We start from the raw sequence: 20,267 nt of genomic DNA, 5'->3' as shown, positions 1-20,267 counted from the left end.
GAGAAGCCCCGATGATCGAATCGTCGACACCACCGCTCGCCGCCCTCGACGGCCACCGCAACGTCACCGACCTGCTGGCTGCGCGGGCCGCCGCCGCACCGGACCATGTGGCGTTCGAGGTCGAGAACGCGTCGACGGGCTCCTGGCGGCCGGTCACCACCCGCGCGTTCGAGGACGAGGTGCGCGCTCTGGCGAAGGGGTTCATCGCCCAGGGCATCCGAATCGGCGACCCCATCGCGATCATGGCGCCCACCCGCTACGAATGGGCCGTCGCCGACCTCGCGGCCTGGTACGCCGGTGCTGTCGTCGTGCCGATCTACGAGACCTCGTCGGGGTCACAGGTGGACGCGATCGTCGCGGATGCCGGTGTGCGCCTGGCCATCGGCGGTACGACCGAACATGCGGCGCTGCTCGAGTCGGCGCTCTCGCACGCCGGCGGAGTCACCCTCGGGGCGTGGGTGATGAGCGCCGAGACCTCGCCGTGGACCCTCCTCGACCTGGCCGCCCGCGGCATCGACGTGACCGACGAGGAGCTCGAGGCCCGCAGGACGGCAGCCACGCAGGATGACCCCGCGACGATCGTCTACACCTCGGGAACGACGGGCGAGCCCAAGGGCGTCGTGCTCACGCATCGCAACTTCCTCGGTCAGGTGCTGAACATCGCCGCGGCCTACCGCGAGATCGTGAACGAGTCCGGCAACACGGTCATCTTCCTCCCGCTCGCTCACGTGCTCGCGCGCGGCCTGCAGCTGATCTGCCTTGCCAGCGGCATGCGCATCGCGCACTTGTCCGACCCTTCGACCGTCGTCGCCACGCTCGACACCCTCCGACCGACGTTCCTGGTGGTCGTGCCACGGGTGCTGCAGAAGATCCAGGCGGCCGCCGCGGGCAAGGCCGCCGACAAGGGACTCACGAAGATCTGGGCGCATGCCGAGGCGACGGCCATCGCGTGGGGCCGCAGCGCCGAGCGAGTCGATGCCGGTCGTGGCGCCGCACGCACCGTCGGCCTCCGCCTGCGCCACCGCCTCTTCGATGCACTGTTCTACGGCCGCCTTCGCACGGTGATGGGCGGGCGGGTCGGATACATCCTGTCGGGCGGCGCCGCCCTCGACGCCGACCTCTCGCTGTTCTTCCGCGGCATCGGGGTTCCCGTCATCGAGGGCTACGGACTGACCGAGACGACCGCACCGCTCACCGGCAACCTGCCAGGGCGCATCGCCTCGGGAACCGTCGGCGCACCGCTGCCAGGGCTCACGGTCCGCATCAGCGACGAGGGCGAAGTGCTCGCCCGCGGCATCGGCGTCTTCGACGGCTACCGGGACCCCGCGCACGACGACGGTGCGTTCATCGACGGCTTCTTCCGCACCGGCGATCTCGGGCGGCTCGACGAGCAGGGAAGGCTGATCCTCGACGGACGGCTCAAAGACGTGATCGTCACCTCGAACGGCAAGACCATCGTGCCGACCCGCTGGGAGAGCGCAGTCGAGGCGAATCCGCTCGTCTCGCATGCGGTCATGGTCGGCGAGGGGAAGCCGTATCTCTCCGCGCTGCTGGTGCTCGATCCGGAGCAGGCCGGCGCCTGGGCCGAAGCGCAGGGCAGCCGCATCCCCTCGACCAGCACGACCAGCCCGACCGACATCCGCACGGTGGACGACCCGGCCCTGCACGCTCACCTGCAGCGGTCCGTCGACGAGGCCAACGCGCTCGTCGCGCGCAGCGAGCAGGTCCGCCGGTTCAGCGTGGTCTTCGCCGACCTCGACGACCGTGGACTCGTCACCCCCACCATGAAGCTGAAGCGGAGCGTCGTGCTGGATCGCGCCGCCTTCGCCGTCGAAGACCTGTACCTCTGAGAATCGGAAAGCACACCATGTCCTCCCCCACCCCCACCCGTCCGACCTCCTCGCGCTCCTCTCTCATCGCGATCGTCGTCGCCCTCGTGGTCGGCGCGCTCGTCGCGATCGCCGGCAGCCAGGGCGGTGCGACCATCGGCGGCGTGCCGGTGTTCGCCCTCGCCGTCGCTGCGGCCTTCGCGATCCAGGTCATCGCGTTCATCCCCGCGATGCTGCTGCAGACCGAACGGTTCTTCGACCTGACGGGCAGCCTCACGTTCTTCGTGATCTCCGCAGCACTCGTCCTGCTGGCGCCGATGCCCGACCCGCGGAGCTGGATCCTGGCGGCGATGGTCATGCTGTGGGCCGCGCGCCTCGGCTCGTTCCTGGCCCTGCGCGTGCACAAGGCCGGATCCGACGGGCGCTTCGACCAGATCAAGGGGTCGCCGCTGCGGTTCCTGCAGGTGTGGGTGATCCAGGGTGCGTGGGTGTCGCTGACCGCGGCCGCCGCCTGGATCGCGATCAGTGCGGATGCCTCCTCCCGCGCGCCGATCGGATGGCTGACCGTCGTCGGCATCGTCGTCTGGGCCCTCGGCATGGTGATCGAGATCGTCGCCGACGCCCAGAAGTCGGCGTTCCGCGCCGACCCGGGCAACCGGGACGAGTTCATCCGCACCGGCCTATGGTCGCGGTCCCGTCACCCGAACTACTTCGGCGAGATCGTCATCTGGGTGGGCGTCTTCCTCACCGCTGCCCCCGTGCTCGTCGGATGGCAGTGGGTCGCGCTGCTCTCCCCCCTGTTCGTGATCCTGCTGCTCACCCGCGTCAGCGGCATCCCCCTGCTCGAAGCGCGCGCCGAGAAGAAGTGGGGCGACCGGGCCGACTACGTCGCCTACCGCGAACAGACTCCAGCACTGATCCCGAAGCTCACCCGGCCCGCGATGCGGGAGACGGCCGGGTAGACGGGGTCCCGGCCAGGCCGCTCCGAGCCGCTTCTTCGTCACCTCGCACAAGCAGGACCCGACACTCGGTGCCCGCGGACATGACTTCGAGCCCGGCACACGAGAGTGTGGAGACGAACCAGCGCGACGGCCGAATGCCGACCGCGAGAACAAGGGAGTCTCCATGTCCAGCGAAACCCTCGTCGTGCCGCTCGTCGATCAGCTCGACGCGTTCTTCGGGCAGTACACGGCCGCGGGTCAGTCGCCTGGTCTGGTGTACGGCCTCGTCGGACCCGACGGCCTGGAGCACACGCGCGGGTTCGGCACCGCCGACGACGAAGGCACGTCTCCCGACGCCGACACCGTCTTCCCGATCGCCTCGATGACCAAGAGCTTCGTCGCGCTCGGTGCCCTGCTCGCCCGCGACCGCGGCCTCCTCGACCTGGAGGCGCCCATCACCGACTTCTACCCCGAATGGCACGGGACCGTGGGCGACGAACCGGCGATCGCCCCGACCCTGCGACAGCTGCTCAGCATGGGCGGCGGTCTCACCGAGGACAACTCCTGGGTCGACCCGTTCCTCGGCCTCTCCGAAGCGGAGCTGGTCGAACGGATCAGACCCGGCTTCAACTACAGCACCCACCCCGGAAGCGCCTTCGAGTACTCCAACATCGGCTTCACGATGGCCGGCCTCGCGGTGGGCACAGCCGTGGGCCGCCGTGTCGAGGACTGGGTCACCGATGAGATCCTGCGCCCGCTGGGGATGAACAGCACGTGGTTCGACAACCGCGCTCCGGAGGGCGGCTTCGCGAGGGCGGTCGGCTACTCGCTGGACAGCGCGGGCGACTGGGTGGGCTTCCCGTCGGAAGTGTCCGACGCCATGGCCGCGGCCGGTGGCATGCAGTCGACCATCAACGACCTCAGTGTCTGGGTCAGGTTCCTCGCGGCATCGACACTGCCTGGCAGCGACGATGCCGTGGTGAGCCGGGCTTCACGACGAGAGCTGCAGCGCATCCATCAGGTCGACATCCCCTCGCTGCAGGCCCGCCCCGACGGCTCCTGGAAGTTCGTCGCCGGCGGCTACGCGCTCGGCCTCTTCGTGCGCGAAGACCTGCACCGCGGACGCATCGTCACGCACAGCGGCGGCCTCCCGGGGTTCATCCTGAACATGGTGTGGCACGCGGGGTCCGGCATGGGCATCGTCGTCTTGACGAACAGCCACCGGAGCAACCCGGTCGCCCTCTCGGAGGAGGCGCTGTTCCGCGCACTCGCCTTTCACGACGCCCCCGCCCGCACCGTGCAGCCGTGGCCGGAGACACGTCGGCTGATGTCCGCGGCCGACGCGCTGATCCGGTCCTGGGATGACGACGCCGCTGCCGCGATCTTCGCCGACAACATCGACTTCGACCGCCCGCTCCTCCAGCGCCGGGCCGCGATCGAGGAGCTCATCGCCCTGGTGGGTCCGCTGCGCGACGACCTCGGCACGCCAGAAGTCGTCTCCGCGGCGACACCAGCCGACATCACCTGGTCGATCCCCGGCGAGCGCGGCGAGCTGATCTGCATGATCCACCTCACCCCGGTGCGGCCGGCGCAGATCCAGGAGTTCGAGGTCGTGGCGGTCGATCGGAGCGTTCCGCGCGCCGCCCGCCCGACCGACATCTCCGCCCGGCGCCGCGCCTACGCCCGCCCGACCGTGAGCTCGCTGCCGAACACGCACGTCATCTGACGTCGCGCCCGTCAGGGCGCCATCGAGTCAGCGGCGCGATCAGCCGCACGGTCAGCCGCGCGGTCAGCGGAGCGGTCAGCCGCGCGGCTCGAACCGACGGACCTGGTGCGTGGCGGCGACCAGCTCGCGCAGCCCCTCCAGGTCGGTGACCGCTGCGCCCAGCGCACGCGCCTGCACGAGCACGTTGCCGAGCGCGGTCGCCTCGACGGGGCCGGCCAGCACCGGCAGGGCCGAACGATCGGCGATGGCCTGGCAGAGGAGCGCGTTCAGGGATCCGCCGCCGACGAGGTGGATCACGTCGACCTCACGCCCGGAGAGGTCGGACGCCGCGCGCACGGTCTCGGCGAACGCCGCGGCGATGCTCTCCACGATGCTGCGCGTGAACACGGCTCGCTCCGTCGGAGCGGATGCTCCTGACGCCTCGACCAGCGTCGCGATGCGGCTGGGCATGTCGCCGGGTGCACTGAGCGAAGGATCGTTCGCATCGAACAGCGGTACGTCGTCCGATACGGCGGCCGCCTCCGCGAGCAGCTCGGTCAGGTCGATGCGTGCACCGTCCTGAGCTTCCCACGCCCGCACGCTCTCACTCAGCAGCCACAGGCCGGTGACGTTGTGCAGGAAGCGGTATCGACCGTCTACGCCGAGCTCGTGCGTGAAGTTCGCCTCGCGCGCCGCATCCGTCAGCACGGGCTCCGCCAGTTCCAGACCCACCAGGCCCCACGTGCCGCACGAGATGTAGGCGGCTGAGGGCGATGTCATGGGGACGGCGACGACGGCAGAGGCGGTGTCGTGCGACCCGACGGCGATCACGGGGAGAGCCTTGCCGACGAGTTCGGCGAGTTCGGGCCGCAGCCACCCGATCACCGCGCCGGGGTCGACCAACGGAGGCAGGAGACGCGGCGGGATGCCGATGCGCGTCGCGAGGTCGGTGTCCCAATCACCGTCGTCGATGCTCAGCAGCCCCGTCGTGGAGGCGTTCGTGCGCTCGGCGACGCTGGCACCGGTGAGGAGGAATGCGACCAGATCGGGGACGAGGAGCACGGTGTCGGCCGCGGTCATCCGTTCGTCCACCCGGTACTGGTACAGGGTGTTGAACGGCAGGAACTGCAGGCCGTTGCGAGCGTACAGCTCAGAGAACGGCACGATGGCGTGCACCTCGGCGACGCCCTGAGCCGTGCGGGAGTCGCGGTAGTGAAACGGCTCGGCGAGGAGAACGCCGTCCGCGAGCAGGCCGTAGTCGACGGCCCAGGAGTCGATCCCGATGCTCTCGATCGTCGGCTCCCGCCGCACCGCCTCCGCCAGCCCGTCCACGACGTGCGCATACAGGGCGTCGAAGTCCCAGTGCAGTCCGTCCTCCCGCTCCACGGGACCGTTCGGGAAGCGGGACACGAGTTCGAGCTCGAGCCGCCCCTCCCCGATCCGCCCGATCATCACGCGGCCGCTGGTCGCCCCGAGATCGACGGCCGCGACCGCGCGAACGCTCATCGCAGGAACGCCGCGGCGACGCCGGAGTCGACCGGGATGTGCAGGCCCGTGGTGCGGCTGAGCTCGGGACCGGTCAGCACGTACACCGCGTCCGCCACGTTCTCGGGCACGACCTCGCGCTTGAGGATCGTGCGGTTGGCGTAGTACTGACCGAGGTCTTCCTCCTTGACCCCGTAGGTGGCGGCACGGTTCGCACCCCACCCGGAGGCGAAGATGCCCGAGCCGCGGACCACGCCGTCGGGGTTGATGCCGTTCACACGGATACCGTACTCGCCGAGCTCGACCGCGAGCAGCCGCACCTGGTGTGCCTGGTCGGCCTTGGTCGCGGAGTAGGCGATGTTGTTGGGTCCTGCGAAGACCGAGTTCTTCGACGAGATGTAGATGATGTCGCCGCCGAGCTTCTGGTCGATGAGCACCCGAGCGGCGGCCTTCGAGACCAGGAACGACCCCTTCGCCATCACGTCGTGCTGCAGATCCCAGTCCTTCTCCGTGGTCTCCAGCAGCGGCTTCGACAGCGAGAGCCCGGCGTTGTTGACCACGAGGTCGACGCCGCCGAAGGCGAGCACAGCCTCGTTCAACGCGGCCTGGACAGCGTCGGCATCCGCTACGTTCGCGGCGATGCCGATCGCGACATCGGTGTTCCCCAGCTCGGCGGCCGCCGCCTGCGCCTTCTCGAGGTCGAGGTCGGCGATCACGACGCACGCACCCTCGGCGGCGAGACGGGTGGCGATGGCCTTGCCGATGCCGGAGGCGGCACCGGTGACGAAGGCGATGCGTCCCTGGTGCGACTTCGGCTTCGGCATCCGCTGCAGCTTGGCCTCCTCCAGCGCCCAGTACTCGATGTCGAACTTCTCGGCATCCGAGATCGGAGCGTACGTCGAGAGCGCTTCGGCGCCGCGCATCACGTTGATCGCGTTCACATAGAACTCGCCGGCGACGCGGGCGGTCTGCTTGTTGGCCCCGTACGAGAACATGCCCACGCCGGGGATCAGCACGATGAGCGGGTCGGCGCCGCGGATGGCGGGCGACTCGGCCGTGGCATGCGCGTCGTAGTAGGCCTGGTAGTCGGTGCGGTACTGCGCGTGCAGCTCGTGCAGGCGGGCGATCTGCTCCTCGACGGATGCGGTGGCCGGCAGGTCGAGGATCAGCGGCTTGACCTTGGTGCGCAGGAAGTGGTCGGGGCAGCTGGTACCGAGGGCGGCGAGCGTCGGCGCCTTCTCGGAGGCCACGAAGTCGAGCACCACGTCGGCATCGGTGAAGTGCCCGACCATCGGCTTGTCGGTCGAGGCGATGCCGCGGATCGTGCCGGCGAGGGCCGCCGCGCGCCCACGCCGATCCCCAGCCGGGAGGGCCTCGAAGCCCGAGCGGACGCCGCCGAACGGATCGGCCTTGCCGTTCTCCGCGATGTAGGCGGCTGCGGTGTCGATGATCCAGAGGGAGTTCGCCTCCGCCTCCTCCGAGGTGCCGGCCCAGGCGGTGATGCCGTGTCCGCCGAGGATGCAGCCGATCGCCTGCGGGTTCTGCTTCTTGATCTCGGCGATGTCGAGTCCGAGCTGGAAGCCGGGCCGCCGCCACGGCACCCAGACGACCTTCTCACCGAAGATCTTCGCGGTCAGCGCTTCTCCGTCGGCCGCGGTGGCGATCGCGATGCCCGAGTCGGGGTGCAGGTGGTCGACGTGGGCGGCGTCGACCAGGCCGTGCATGGCGGTGTCGATCGACGGCGCAGCCCCGCCCTTGCCGTGCAGGCAGTAGTCGAACGCGGCGACCATCTCGTCCTCGCGGTCGAGCCCGGGGTACACGTCGACGAGAGCGCGCATGCGGTCGAGGCGCAGCACCGCGAGGCCCTGCTCGGTCAGCGTGCCCAGGTCGCCACCCGAACCCTTGACCCACATCAGCTCGACCGGCTGCCCCGTCACCGGATCGATCTCGGTGCCCTTCGCGGAGGTGTTCCCGCCGGCGTAGTTGGTGTTCTTCGGGTCGGCGCCGAGGCGGTTCGACCGGGCGATCAGAGCGGCGGCGGTGGCGTTGGTCATGACTCTCCAAGACAGGGGCGGTGCACACGACCGTGCACACTCATACTGTTACTTCATGTGAAAGATAACACGAACCGACGTCAAGGAGAAGGGTTCCGGTGATCAGAGGATGTCCGCGATCCCTCGGAAGGCATCCAGCCGCTCGTCCGCGGGATCGAGCTCCGTGATCAGCACGGAGATCTCATCGCCGTCGAGCGCGCGGGCCACCGAGCGACGGCCGAGCTTGCTGGAGTCGACGCACACGACCGTCGTTCCGGCGTTCGCGGCCATCGCCTGCTTCAGCTCGGCCTCTTCGACCGACACCTCGGACGTGCCGTCGGCACCGTCGAGCGCATCCGCCGAGGAGAAGAACGCGTCGAAGTAGACCGAGCGCATGCTCCGGCGGGCGATCGGCCCGACGAGACTGCCCGTGGTGGGCTCGGCCGTGCCGCCGGAGATAACCGCGGTGACGCCGTCCAGCGGCTGCAGCACCTGGAACGACTCGAACGAGTTCGTGTAGACGGTGAGCCCTGCGCGCGGCCCGATCGCCGACGCGAGCATGTTGACCGTCGAGGAGGCATCGAAGGCGACACTCCCCTGGGCGGGGACGAGGCGCAGGGCCTTCTCGGCGATCGCTCGCTTCGCGCTGGCCCTGATGGCCCGACGCGCATCGAAGGGGCGGGCGCGCGGCGCCGCCGTCGCCCCGCCGCGCACGCGGCGCACACGACCCTCCGCCTCGAGTTCGAGCAGGTCTCGACGGATCGTCATCGACGACACCGCGAAGAGCTCGGCCGCAGCCTCGATCATCACACCCTGGGGGCCGTTGGCGAGTTCGACGAGTTCGTCTCGGCGTCGTTGCGCCTCGAGATTGCCGGAAAGAGCCATGGGAGGAATCTATCCGGTGCGCGCGATGAGACGGATCGCGCGACCAGCGACCTCGATCGCGCGCGCTCATATGAGCGGTGAGTGTTCCAGGTTGAGCGCCCCCGCTAGGCTCTGCTCATGCTCGGAAACACCACGGAACCACTCCTCGGCCGCGTGGCCGTCGTCACCGGCGGAGCGCGGGGCCTCGGCTACGCCATGGCCGAGGCCCTCGCCTCCGGGGGCGCCGAGGTCGCACTCCTCGACCGCCTCGACACCGTCGCCGAAGCCGCCGATGCCCTGGAGTCCGCTTCGGGTCGACGCTGCCTGGGCGTCAGCGTCGATGTCGCCTCTGAGGCATCCGTCGCCGCCGCCTTCGACATCATCGGCGAGCGGCTGGGCGCGGCAGACGTGCTCGTCAACAGCGCCGGCATCACATCGGGCACGCCCCTCCTCGACACCAGCACGGACGACTGGCGGCGGGTGCTCGACGTCAACGTCACCGGCACCTTCGTCACGAGCCGTGAGTTCGCACGCCGGCACGTCGAGGCGGACCGCGGCAACCCGGCCAGCATCGTCAACGTGTCGTCGATGTCGGCGTTCGCCGTGAACATCCCGCAGACCCAGGCCGCCTACAACACCTCGAAGGCCGCGGTGTCGATGTTCACGAAGAGCGCGGCGATCGAATGGTGGCCTCTCGGCATCCGCGTCAACGCGATCGCCCCCGGATACTTCGCCAGCGACATGACCAGGGACTTCGTGGCGGAGAACCCCGAGATGGCCGACGAGTGGGTACGGCGCATCCCGGCGGGGCGCATGGGACAACCCGAAGAGCTCGGCGACCTGCTGGTCTATCTCGCGAGCGAGCGCTCGAGCTATGTCGTGGGGCAGAGCATCCTCATCGACGGGGGATACACCAGCGTCTGAGGGCTCACCGGACCATAGGCCCGAACCAGAGGCCCGGCCATAGGCTGAGTGGCATGCCCGAACTGCCCCTCGGCTCGGCGACCTTCCGAGCTGCCGCCGTCGATCTCGGCGGGTCCAGCGGTCGTGTCGTGAGCGCGACCGTCGACGGCGAGCGGTTGCGGATCGACGGGGTGCACCGGTTCCGCAACCGTGCGTTCACGGATGAGCTCGGCCTGCGGTGGGACGCGCAACGGCTGTATCGAGATGCACTCGTCGGCCTCACCCGGCTGCGCAGGGAGGGGCCGGCCTTCACCAGCATCGGCGTCGACGCGTGGTCGGGCGACTACGGCCTGCTCGGCTACGACGGTCTCCTCGATGCTCCCTTCCATCAGCGCGACGCCCGCACCGAGCGCAGCTTCCCGATCGTCGAGGAGATCTTGCCCGCCGCCGAGGCCTTCCGCACGACCGGGGTCACCGCGCTCCCCATCATGACGATCTATCAGCTGGCGGCCGACCGGGAGGCCGGACGACTCGACACCGTGCAGCAGATGCTGCTGATGCCCGATCTGCTCGGACGCTGGCTCGGCGCCGCGGACGTCGCCGAGGCCACGAACGTCTCCAGCACCGGCCTCGCACTCCCCCGCGGCGGCGGCTGGGATGTCAGCCGGATCGAGGCTCTGGGCCTGCCGTCGAGGATCTTCCCCGACGTCGTCTTCCCCGGCACGGTGACCGGCCGTGTCTCCGAGGGGATCCTCGCCCCCGGGGACGCGACCGACATCACCGCCGTGGCCTCACACGACACCGCGAGCGCGGTGATCGCCGTGCCAGCCCGCGATCAGGATTTCGCGTACGTCTCGTGCGGCACGTGGATCCTCACCGGCGTCGAGGTCGATCACCTCATCACCAGCGACCAGGCCCGCGAAGCGGGTTTCACGAACGAGCTCGGCCTCGACGGCACCGTACGGTTCCTGCGCATCGCCGCGGGACTCTGGATCGTCAACGAATGCATGCGGGAATGGGGGCTCGACGGCTGGGGGGCGCGCAGCACAGCCGCCCGCCGCGACCTGCTGGCCCGTGCGGACGCCGCCCCGAGCGCCGGAGTGCTGGTCGACACCGGCGACCCCCGCCTGCTGCGACCGGGGCAGATGACCGCGCGCATCGCCGAACTCGTGGCCGAGTCCGGCGGACGCATGCCGACCGACCGCGCCGGAGTGGTGCGGCTGGTGCTGGAGAGCCTCGGCGCCTTCGTCGCCCGGCAGGTCGAGGAAGCGGCGACGCTCTCGGGCGTGGACGTGCGGGTGATCCATCTGGTCGGGGGCGGCTCCGAGTCGTCGATCCTCGCCCAGGCGGTCGCGGATCGCTCCGGCCGGACGGTGACGGCCGGGCCATCGGAGGCCACATCGATGGGGAACCTCCTGGTGCAGGCCCGTGCGCACGGCGCAGTGCACGGAGGCCTCGCCGACCTGCGCCGCATGGTGCGCGCCTCCACCGAGCTGCGGAACTACGAACCCGCCCCGCGCTGATGCGGTGCGCAGGTCGCGCTCAGACCGGCGACTCGAGCAGCCGTCGGGCGAGAGCCGCGTCCGTCACCAGGGAGTCGACGATCCCGGAACGCAGCGCAGCGATGACGGCACCTGTCTTCGACGGGCCGCCGGCCACCGCGATCACCTCGGGGATGTGCCGCAGCTGCTCGGTGGACACCGCGAGCGACCGCTCGGCCACCGACCCCACCACGGCTCCGTTCTCGTCGATGAGCGTCGCGCAGATCTCCGCCTTGACGCCGGCGGCGAGCAACTCGTCGAGCGCGCCCGCCCTCCCCGCATTGTCGTAGAGCTGAGAGTCGGGCGGACTCCACGATCCGACCGCGACGACGGCCTTGGTCACCGAGTCGAACCGGCGGAAGGTCTCCATGATGCCGGGTTCGCGCCGCAGAGCGGAGGCGGTCGCTGCGGTCTCCACGAGCAGGGGCGCGAAGATGGCGCGGGAGCGACCGCCCGAGATCCGACTCACCTGGCGGATCACCTCGACGCCGTTCTCGGGCGTCGGCGCGGCGACCCCGGCGAGCTGGACGACCTCGCACGTCGCCAGGGTGCGCAGGTGCCCGGCCATCGCGGTCAGGGTGCGACCGGCCGTGAGCCCGAGCACGTCGCCGTCGGTGACGATCTCGCTGAGCAGGTCGGCGGCGGCACGACCCAATCGGTCCTGGATCAGCTCGGGCGTCGTCCCCGGGGTGATCACCGCGAGAGCGCGCGTGAGGCCGAACCGAGCGCGCAGCTGCATCGACAGGTCGAGATCGAGCGAGTCCGGCGCCTCGATCGTGATCTTGACCAGCCCCTGCTCGAGCGCATCCTCCAGCATCCGGGCGATCTTGAAGCGCGAGAGACCGAGCTCTTCCGCGATCTCGATCTTCGTCCGCCCTTCGAGGTAATGCCGGCGTGCGACGTGCGAGATCCGCACCAGCTCATCGGGTCCCATGTCGCCTCTTCCTCTCACGCCGCCAAGTCCGATCAGCATATCCGGATCCGACCGCCTGCGCTCATCTGAGCACCTGGTTGTCTCATCCGTCACGCATGGCTAATGTCGGTCGAGCAATCACGACCGCGCGACTGCACACGCACCACGAGGAGCCCGATGAAGCGCACTGAACTGCCGACGACCATGCGTGCGAGCGTGCTGGTCCGAGCCGGCGAGCTGACGATCGAGACCCGCCCCGTGCCGGCCCCCGCCCCCGATCAGGTGATCGTCCGGGTGAACGCGGTCGGCATCTGCGGCTCCGACGTCCACTACTTCCACGAGGGACGCATCGGCGATTTCGTCGTGGAGGAGCCGCTCGTCCTCGGCCACGAAGCCGGCGGCACCATCGTCGCGGTCGGCGCCGACATCGACGACTCCCGCCTCGGCGAGCGCGTCTCCATCGAACCGCAGCGCCCGTGCCGTGTGTGCGAGTTCTGCCGGAGCGGCCGTTACAACCTCTGCCCGCAGATCGAGTTCTACGCCACCCCACCCATCAATGGCGCCTTCGCCGAGTACGTCGCGATCCAGGGCGACTTCGCCTACGCCGTGCCCGACTCCGTGAGCGACGACGCCGCGGCGCTCATGGAGCCGTTGTCCGTCGCCATCGCCGCCGTGCAGAAGGCGGGGGTGCGCCCGGGCAGCCGGGTGCTGATCACCGGGGCCGGCCCCATCGGCATCGTCACCGCGCAGACCGCACGGGCCTTCGGCGCCACCGAGATCGTGATCAGCGATCCGATGGCGGAACGCCGAGAGGTCGCCCTGCGTTTCGGCGCGACAGAGGCGGTCGACCCCGCCGCAGGTCCCCTCGGCTCGGGATACGACTCCTTCGTCGACGCCTCGGGCTCCCCTGTCGCCGTGAAGCAGGGCATCTCCGCGCTGAAGCCCGGCGGCGTGGCCGTACTCGTCGGCATGGGTGCCGACGAGATCGCCCTCCCCGTCTCCACCATCCAGAACCGCGAGCTGGTCGTCACCGGCATCTTCCGCTACGCGAACACCTGGCCGACCGCGATCGAGCTCGTCTCTTCCGGCGCCGTCGACCTCGACGCCCTCGTGACCGGCACGTTCGGTATCGCCGAGGTCCGGGAGGCACTCGATTCCGCCGCGCAGCCCTCGACGCTGAAGAGCATCGTGCGCCCCGGCCGCGAGCACGCGGAGGACGTATGACCGACCTCGAGCGCACGGGAAGCATCACCCTCGACGAGCAGCCCGACATGCTCGCGTGCATCGACATCCGCAAGGCGTTCGGCGGGGTACCAGTGCTCAAGGGCGTCGGGCTGCATCTCGAGCCGGGCACCGTGACCGCGCTCGCGGGCGAGAACGGCGCAGGCAAGTCGACGCTCATGAAGATCGCCTCCGGCCAGATGAAGGCGGACGCCGGTCAGGTGCTGGTCCGGGGCGAGGAGCTGGCCGCGGGATCGGCACGTGACGCCCACCAGCGCGGCATCGCCATCGTGCCTCAGGAGCTCGCCTCGATCCTCGACACCACGGTGTACGAGAACATCTTCGTCGGACGGGAGCTGCGGGGGCGCCTCGGGCTCGTGGATCGTCGTCGCATGGCCAGAGAGGCCAAGGAGATGCTCGCGGAGTTCGGCGTCGACATCGACCCATCCACGCGGATGGGGTCCCTGCCGGTGGGCCTGCGCCAGATCGTCGAGATCGTCAAGGCGACCAGCACCGGCGCTCGCGTGCTGCTGCTGGACGAGCCGACCAGCGCGATCGCCGAACGCGAGGTGGCCCGTCTGATCGAGAACATGCGGATGCTGCGCGACCGCGGCGTCGCGATCCTCTTCACCACGCACAAGATGGAGGAGATCCGCGCGATCGCCGATCGGGTCGTGGTCCTCCGCGACGGCGGCCTCGTGGCGGACGCGCCGCTTTCGGAACTCAGCGACGACGACATCGTGACCGCGATGATCGGCCGCGAGCTCGAAGACCTCTTCCCCGACCTGCCGCCCGCGTCCGACGACATCGCCCTCTCGGTGCGCGGCCTCGACTACACGCCGGCTCCGCAGCCGGTCGACCTGCAGGTGCGCCGCGGCGAGATCGTCGGACTCGCGGGGCTCGTCGGCGCCGGACGCACCGAGCTCATCGAGGCACTGTTCGGAGTGCGCTCCTCGACCGCCGGCGAGATCGCCGTCGGGGGCCGTCGCGTCCGCCGCGGACGCCCTGCCGACGCGATCACCGCAGGCATGGCGCTGGTCCCGGAGGACCGGAAGGGCGCTGGCGCCGTGCTCAGCATGGACATCCTGGCGAACGCCACCCTGCCGCGCATGGATCAGTTCTCCGTCGCGGGATGGCTCAAGGGCCGCAGCCGCGTCGACGCGGTCTCCGAGGTCATGAGTTCGGTGAGGCTGCGCAGCCGCGGCCTCGGGCAGCTCATGGAGACGCTGTCCGGCGGCAACCAGCAGAAGGTCGTGCTCGCGCGTTGGCTCACCGGCGAGGTCAAGGTCCTCCTGCTCGACGAGCCGACCCGCGGCGTCGACATCGGCGCCCGCAGCGAGATCTACCGCATCATCACCGACCTCGCCGCCTCCGGCATGGCCGTGGTCATGGCCTCGAGCGATATGCCGGAGATCCTCGCGCTGTCGCATCGCGCTCTCGTGCTCAAGGACGGGGGCGTGGTCGCCGAGCTCGACCGGGCCGCCCTCCAGCAGCCCGACGTGCAGGACCGCATCTTCCGCCTCGCGAGTGGACTCGACATCTCCGAGGCCCCCGCCAGCAGCACCGCCCCCTCCGCAAAGGACGACCGATGACCGACACCCGCACCGCCGCGCAGACCTTCGTGCCCGAGTCGGAAGTGAAGCGCTTCAGCCCCACCTGGTTCGGCGACCTCGCCATCCGCTACGCGATGGTGATCGTGATGGTGCTCATCATCGCCTTCTTCCTCTACCGCAGCGCGCGCTTCGGCACGGTCGACAACCTGCAGACGATCCTCGTCGCCGCGGCACCGTTCGCCCTGATCGCCCTCGGACAGACGCTCGTGATCCTCACCGGCGGCATCGACCTGTCGGTCGGCAGTGTCATCGCCGCATCCGCCGTCTTCGGCAGCCTCACCGCGAAGGCCTTCCCCGACCAGATCTGGCTCGCGATCGTCGCCGGTGTCGTCGTCGGCTTCATCGCCGGCGCGATCAACGGCTTCGTGGTCTCGGTGATCAAAGTGCCACCCTTCATCGCGACGCTCGGGATGCTCACTCTCGCATCCGGCGTCGCCTATGTCGCGGGCAACGGCGCCCCCATCACCGGGCTGCCCGCCGACTTCTCCCGCATCGCCAACGCGCAGTTCGGCGGGCTCACGCTCCCGGTGATCCTGATGATCGTCGGCATCCTGGGACTCGCGATCATCATGCGCCGCACCACGTGGGGCATGCGCGTGTACGCGATCGGCGGCAACCCGATCGCCGCGGGCATCGCCGGCATCAACGTGGGCCGCACCATCTTCAGCGTGTACGCCATCTCCGGCATGCTCGCGGGGATCTCCGGCGTCATGCTCGCCAGCCGCGTCACCCTCGGCGCACCGAACCTCGGCGTCGGGTACGAGCTCGACGCGATCGCTGCCGTCGTGATCGGCGGGGCGAGCCTGCTCGGCGGTCGCGGCTCGATCTGGGGAACCGCCCTCGGCCTGCTCCTCATCCAGACGCTCAACAACGGTCTCGACATCCTGACCGTGCCCGCGTACTGGCAGAAGGTCATCAAGGGCGTGCTCATCGTCGCGGCGGTGGCCGTCGACGTGTGGGCGACCCGACGACGAAGCCGCTAGCACACCGACGACCACCCCGACGAAGAAGACCCTGCTTCATCGCACCACCCAACGAGAGGAATCCCATGTTCACCAAGAAGAGCCGCATCGCCGCGGCTTTCGCCGTCACCTCCGTCGCAGCACTGATGCTCGCCGGGTGCGGCGCCGGCGACCCGAACGCGAACGCCGGCGGCGCAGACGACAGCGGTCAGGAGCGCATCACCATCGGCGTGAGCGTCTACGACATGTCGTCCTTCGTCACGGAGGGCAAAGAGGGCATCGAGCGCTACGCCGACGAGAACAACATCGAGATCCTGTGGAACTCCGCGGGCCTCGACGTCAACACCCAGGCCAGCCAGGTCGACCAGTACGTGACGGCCGGTGTCGACGCGATCGTCGTCATCCCCGTGCAGGCCGACTCGCTGCAGCCGCAGATCGCCGCCGCGAAGGCCGCCGACATCCCCTTCTTCGACGTCAACGCCTCGCTCAACAGCGAAGACCTCACCGGCTCGGTGCAGCCCGATGACGTGGCCGCGGGTGAACAGGAGGCGCAGATGATGATGGACGCCCTCGACGGGAAGGGAAACGTCATCATCCTGCAGGGACCGCTCGGAGGCTCGGGCGAGATCAACCGCGGGAAGGGCATCGACAACGTGCTCGCCGAGAACCCCGACGTGAAGGTGCTCGCCAAGGACACCGCGAACTGGAAGCGCGATGAGGCCGTCAACAAGGTCAGCAACTGGATCTCGGCCTTCGGCGATGACATCGACGGCGTGATCGCCCAGAACGACGACATGGGCCTCGGTGCACTGCAGGCGCTCAAGGAAGCCGGCATGACCGACGTGCCGATCGTGGGCATCGACGGGATCGCCGACGGCCTCGAGGCCGTCAAGAACGGTGACTTCATCGGAACCTCGCTGCAGAACGGCACGGTCGAGCTGTCGGCCGGTGTCGCCTACGCCGCCGCCATCGTGCGGGGCGAGGACGTCAAGGAGAACCCCGTCTACCTGATGCCCGCGATCACCAAGGACAACGTCGACGAGGCGATCGGTCACGTGGTCACGGAGCGCGACGCGTTCCTGAAGAACCTGAGCGAGATGACCAACAAGAACCTCAAGAGCGGCAACATCGCCTACGAGGGTCTCACCGGCCAGTCCGAGTGACAGCAGCGCCAGGGCCGCGGAGATGCTTCGGTGTCTTCGCGGCCCTGGTGTTCGACGGACTGGTGCCTCACGCACTGGTGTTCCACGGACTGGTCGTTCACGGATGAGGGAGAAGCGGATGCCGACATACGTCGCCGGGGTGGATTCGTCCACGCAGAGCTGCAAGGTGAGTGTGCACGACCTGGAGACGGGAGAGATCGTGCGCTCCGGCCGGGCGGCGCATCCGTCCGGCACGGAGGTGGACCCCGAGGCCTGGTGGTCGGCACTCCAGAGCGCGATCGTCGATGCCGGCGGACTGCACGACGTCGCCGCGATCTCGGTCGCCGCCCAGCAGCACGGGCTCGTGGCGCTCGACGTGCAGGGGCGCGTGGTGCGTGACGCCCTGCTCTGGAACGACGTCCGCAGCGCCGAGGCCGCGGCGGCGCTCGTGACCGAAGTCGGTGCCGAGGAATACGCGCGCCGGGTCGGAGTCGTGCCCGTGGCGTCGTTCACGGGCGCGAAGCTGCGGTGGTTGCGCAAGCACGAGCCGGCCAATGCGGCCAGGGTCGCTGCCGTCGCCCTGCCCCACGACTGGCTCTCCTGGCGGCTGCGCGGCTTCGGGCCGACCGGCGCCAGCGACCTCGGCCCCGACCTCGAGGCGCTCGCGACGGACCGCTCCGATGCCAGCGGCACTGCGTACTGGAGCGCCTCGACCGGTGCCTACGATCTCGATCTGCTCGCGCGGGCGTTCGGTCGCGTCCCGCGCCTCCCCAAGGTGCTCGGACCTGCCGAGAGGATGGGCGTCACCCGCACGGGCACGGTGGTCGGCGCGGGTCTGGGGGACAACGCCGGGGGCGCGCTCGGACTCGATGCCCGACCGGGCGACGCCGTGATCTCGATCGGCACGAGCGGCACAGTCTTCGCCGTGTCCGAACACCCGATCGCCGACGCCACCGGAGCGGTCGCCGGCTTCGCTGACGGGAGCGGGAACCATCTTCCCCTCGTCGCCACGCTCAACGCGGCACGGGTGCTCGATGCCGTCGCGGTTCTGCTCGGCGTCGACCACGCCGAACTCGCACGCCTGGCGCTGGAGTCAGAGCCGGGTGCGGGCGGACTGGTGCTGCAGCCCTACTTCGAGGGAGAGCGCACCCCGAATCGTCCCGATGCCACGGCCACGCTGTTCGGCATGTCGCTCGCCTCCACGCGCAGGGAGACGCTGGCGCGTGCCGCGGTGGAAGGACTGCTGTGCGGGCTCGCCGACGGCCTCGACGCCATCCGCCGGTGCGGGGTGCCGGCCTCGCGCATCCTGCTCATCGGTGGCGCCGCACGCAACCCGGCGGTCTCGCGGATCGCGGCGCAGGTCTTCGACGTGCCGATCGTGGTGCCGGGAATCGACGAGGCGGTCGCCCGCGGTGCTGCCGTGCAGGCGGCGTGGGCGCTCACCGGCGAGCGTCCGTCGTGGCACGACGGCGAGGCACGTGCATTCGCGGTCGACCATCGGCCGATCATCCGCGAGCAGTACGCCGCGCGGAGCTGAGCTCAGGCGCCCCAGCCGGCCTGCACACCGCCCACACGCTCGGCGGCGATCTTCTCCTGGTATCCGGATGCGAGGTACGCGGCCATGGGATCTGCGGGAAGACCGCGCGTCTCGCGCCACTCGGCGAGGGCCGGACGCACGTCGGTGTAGAACGCATCCATGAAGACGGCGTTCGCTCCGAGCACGTCCCCGGACTTCTGCGCGTCGGTGAGGGCGTCGCGGTCGACGAGCAACGCACGGGCGGTCATCTCCTGCACGTTCAGCACCGAGCGGATCTGGCCGGGGATCTTGTCCTCGACGTTGTGGCACTGGTCGAGCATGAACGCGACGTCGGGGTTGTTCAGCCCGCCGCCGCGGATGACCTCGAACAGGATGCGGAACAGCTGGAACGGGTCGGCGGCTCCGACGATCAGGTCGTCATCGGCGTAGAAACGCGAGTTGAAGTCGAACGAGCCGAGCTTGCCGAGGCGCAGCAGCTGCATCACGATGAACTCGATGTTCGTGCCTGGCGCGTGGTGGCCCGTGTCGAGGCAGACCATCGCCTTGTCACCGAGGGAGCTGACCTGCGCGTAGGAGGTTCCCCAGTCCGGAACGTCGGTGTGATAGAACGCCGGCTCGAAGAACTTGTACTCGAGCACCAGGCGCTGGTCGTCGCCGAGGCGGTCGTAGATCCTCTGCAGCGAGTCCTGCAGTCGATCCTGACGCCCCCGCATGTCGGCCTGCCCGGGATAGTTCGACCCCTCGGCCAGCCAGATCTTGAGGTCGCGGCTGCCGGTCGCATCCATCACGTCGATGCAGGCGAGGTGGTGGTCGATCGCCTTCTGCCGGATGGCCGCGTCCTCGTGCGTGAGGGCACCGAACTTGTAATCGTCGTCCTGGAACGTGTTGGAGTTCACGGTGCCGAGGGTCACCCCGTGGTCTTCGGCGTGCGTGCGCAGGTCGGAGTACGAATCCACCACGTCCCACGGGATGTGCAGCGCCACCGCCGGCGCGAGTGCCGTGTAGCGGTTCACCTGTGCGGCGTCGGCGATCTTCTCCCACGGGTCCCGCGGGGTGCCGGGAGTGCCGAACACCTTGAAACGCGTGCCGGAGTTGCCGAAGGCCCAGCTGGGAAGCTCGATGCCCTGCTGGGCGAGGATGGCGAGGTTCGAGGGACTGAGGATGCTCACGATGCGCTGCTTTCGTTGGGGAGACCGGAGGTGGAGAGCTGGTCTTCGAGGTGGAACACCTCGGGAAGTGTGGGTGCCGCCTGGTCAGGGCGGCCGTCGAGGCCGACGAAGAAGCGGGCCATCTCGGCTTCCCAGCGGGCGGCGACCGGCGACGCGGCCAGGTATGCCTGCGCCGCGACATCGTCGTCGGTCTCGTAGTAGCCGATGAGCTCACCGTCGGGAGCGAGGAACAGCGAGTAGTTGCGGCGACCGGCCGCGGCGATCTCGGCGAGCATCTCCGGCCACACCGGCGCGTGACGCTCGCGGTACTCGTCCAGAAGCTCCGGACGCACCTGGAGCTTCACGCATACGCGGATCATGGGGACCTTTCCGGGAGCGTCCGGCCGACACTCGTGCCGGCCGGACGCCC

At 69.6% G+C, this 20,267-nt stretch carries 16 protein-coding genes; 10 read left to right on the top strand and 6 right to left on the bottom strand.

All coding sequences use genetic code 11. The annotated features are described in order from the left end of the window. Positions 1-11: 11 nt before the first annotated feature. The 3 genes from ILP86_RS00815 to ILP86_RS00805 all read left to right on the top strand — a co-directional run bounded on the left by ILP86_RS00815 (position 12) and on the right by ILP86_RS00805 (position 4,496). The gene (locus ILP86_RS00815; RefSeq protein WP_193761156.1) at positions 12-1,850 is read left to right on the top strand and encodes a long-chain fatty acid--CoA ligase; all 1,839 of its coding nucleotides are present in this window, start codon (positions 12-14) and stop codon (positions 1,848-1,850) included. Positions 1,851-1,867: 17 nt separating this feature from the next. Further along, positions 1,868-2,791, top strand: coding sequence for a DUF1295 domain-containing protein (locus ILP86_RS00810; protein ID WP_193761155.1), 924 nt, complete (start codon positions 1,868-1,870; stop codon positions 2,789-2,791). Positions 2,792-2,954: 163 nt separating this feature from the next. Continuing rightward, positions 2,955-4,496, top strand: a complete 1,542-nt coding sequence (locus tag ILP86_RS00805; protein WP_193761154.1) for a serine hydrolase — start codon at positions 2,955-2,957, stop codon at positions 4,494-4,496. Positions 4,497-4,571: 75 nt separating this feature from the next. Here the strand turns inward: ILP86_RS00805 and ILP86_RS00800 are convergent, their stop codons facing one another. The 3 genes from ILP86_RS00800 to ILP86_RS00790 form a co-directional block, all read right to left on the bottom strand. Beyond that, positions 4,572-5,981, bottom strand: coding sequence for a rhamnulokinase family protein (locus ILP86_RS00800; RefSeq protein ID WP_193761153.1), 1,410 nt, complete (start codon positions 5,979-5,981; stop codon positions 4,572-4,574). Further along, complete coding sequence (locus tag ILP86_RS00795) at positions 5,978-8,014, bottom strand: bifunctional aldolase/short-chain dehydrogenase (RefSeq protein WP_193761152.1); 2,037 nt, start codon at positions 8,012-8,014, stop codon at positions 5,978-5,980. The genes ILP86_RS00800 and ILP86_RS00795 overlap by 4 nt, the downstream gene beginning before the upstream one ends. A 102-nt stretch (positions 8,015-8,116) precedes the next feature. After that, positions 8,117-8,878, bottom strand: a complete 762-nt coding sequence (locus ILP86_RS00790; RefSeq protein ID WP_058630755.1) for a DeoR/GlpR family DNA-binding transcription regulator — start codon at positions 8,876-8,878, stop codon at positions 8,117-8,119. Positions 8,879-8,995: 117 nt separating this feature from the next. Here ILP86_RS00790 and ILP86_RS00785 point away from each other — a divergent pair, with 117 nt between their 5' ends. Then, positions 8,996-9,781: an SDR family NAD(P)-dependent oxidoreductase gene (locus ILP86_RS00785; RefSeq protein ID WP_046748665.1), complete on the top strand. Its 786-nt coding sequence runs from the start codon at positions 8,996-8,998 to the stop codon at positions 9,779-9,781. Between the two features lie 53 nt (positions 9,782-9,834). Then, positions 9,835-11,283 (top strand): rhamnulokinase family protein, encoded by a 1,449-nt coding sequence (locus tag ILP86_RS00780; protein ID WP_193761151.1) that lies wholly within the window; start codon positions 9,835-9,837, stop codon positions 11,281-11,283. A gap of 19 nt (positions 11,284-11,302) precedes the next feature. On the opposite strand, the gene ILP86_RS00775 is transcribed toward ILP86_RS00780, so the two are convergent. Then, on the bottom strand, positions 11,303-12,235 hold the full coding sequence (locus ILP86_RS00775; protein WP_046748663.1) for a sugar-binding transcriptional regulator: 933 nt from the start codon (positions 12,233-12,235) through the stop codon (positions 11,303-11,305). Between the two features lie 156 nt (positions 12,236-12,391). On the opposite strand from ILP86_RS00775, the gene ILP86_RS00770 reads away from it, so the two are divergent. From ILP86_RS00770 to xylB, 5 genes are all read left to right on the top strand, one after another. After that, positions 12,392-13,438 carry an NAD(P)-dependent alcohol dehydrogenase gene (locus tag ILP86_RS00770; RefSeq protein ID WP_193761150.1) on the top strand — a complete coding sequence of 349 codons (1,047 nt, stop codon included), beginning with the start codon at positions 12,392-12,394 and terminating at the stop codon, positions 13,436-13,438. Next, positions 13,435-15,027: a sugar ABC transporter ATP-binding protein gene (locus ILP86_RS00765; RefSeq protein ID WP_082108680.1), complete on the top strand. Its 1,593-nt coding sequence runs from the start codon at positions 13,435-13,437 to the stop codon at positions 15,025-15,027. Before ILP86_RS00770 ends, ILP86_RS00765 begins: the two co-directional genes overlap by 4 nt. Next, the gene (locus tag ILP86_RS00760) at positions 15,024-16,031 is read left to right on the top strand and encodes an ABC transporter permease (RefSeq protein ID WP_045263874.1); all 1,008 of its coding nucleotides are present in this window, start codon (positions 15,024-15,026) and stop codon (positions 16,029-16,031) included. The genes ILP86_RS00765 and ILP86_RS00760 overlap by 4 nt, the downstream gene beginning before the upstream one ends. Positions 16,032-16,156: 125 nt before the next feature. After that, the gene (locus tag ILP86_RS00755; RefSeq protein ID WP_171011038.1) at positions 16,157-17,173 is read left to right on the top strand and encodes a substrate-binding domain-containing protein; all 1,017 of its coding nucleotides are present in this window, start codon (positions 16,157-16,159) and stop codon (positions 17,171-17,173) included. A gap of 118 nt (positions 17,174-17,291) precedes the next feature. Next, on the top strand, positions 17,292-18,689 hold the full coding sequence (xylB, locus tag ILP86_RS00750; RefSeq protein ID WP_193761149.1) for a xylulokinase: 1,398 nt from the start codon (positions 17,292-17,294) through the stop codon (positions 18,687-18,689). A 2-nt stretch (positions 18,690-18,691) separates the two neighbouring features. Here the strand turns inward: xylB and rhaI are convergent, their stop codons facing one another. Beyond that, positions 18,692-19,858, bottom strand: coding sequence for an L-rhamnose isomerase (gene rhaI / locus ILP86_RS00745; RefSeq protein WP_193761148.1), 1,167 nt, complete (start codon positions 19,856-19,858; stop codon positions 18,692-18,694). Next, positions 19,855-20,217, bottom strand: a complete 363-nt coding sequence (locus ILP86_RS00740) for an L-rhamnose mutarotase (RefSeq protein ID WP_058633004.1) — start codon at positions 20,215-20,217, stop codon at positions 19,855-19,857. Before ILP86_RS00740 ends, rhaI begins: the two co-directional genes overlap by 4 nt. Positions 20,218-20,267: the final 50 nt, after the last annotated feature.

It is taken from the genome of Microbacterium sp. R1 (assembly GCF_015159725.1).
In the GTDB taxonomy this organism is placed as follows: domain Bacteria; phylum Actinomycetota; class Actinomycetes; order Actinomycetales; family Microbacteriaceae; genus Microbacterium; species Microbacterium oxydans.
This window is presented reverse-complemented; position numbering and strand designations above follow the sequence as displayed.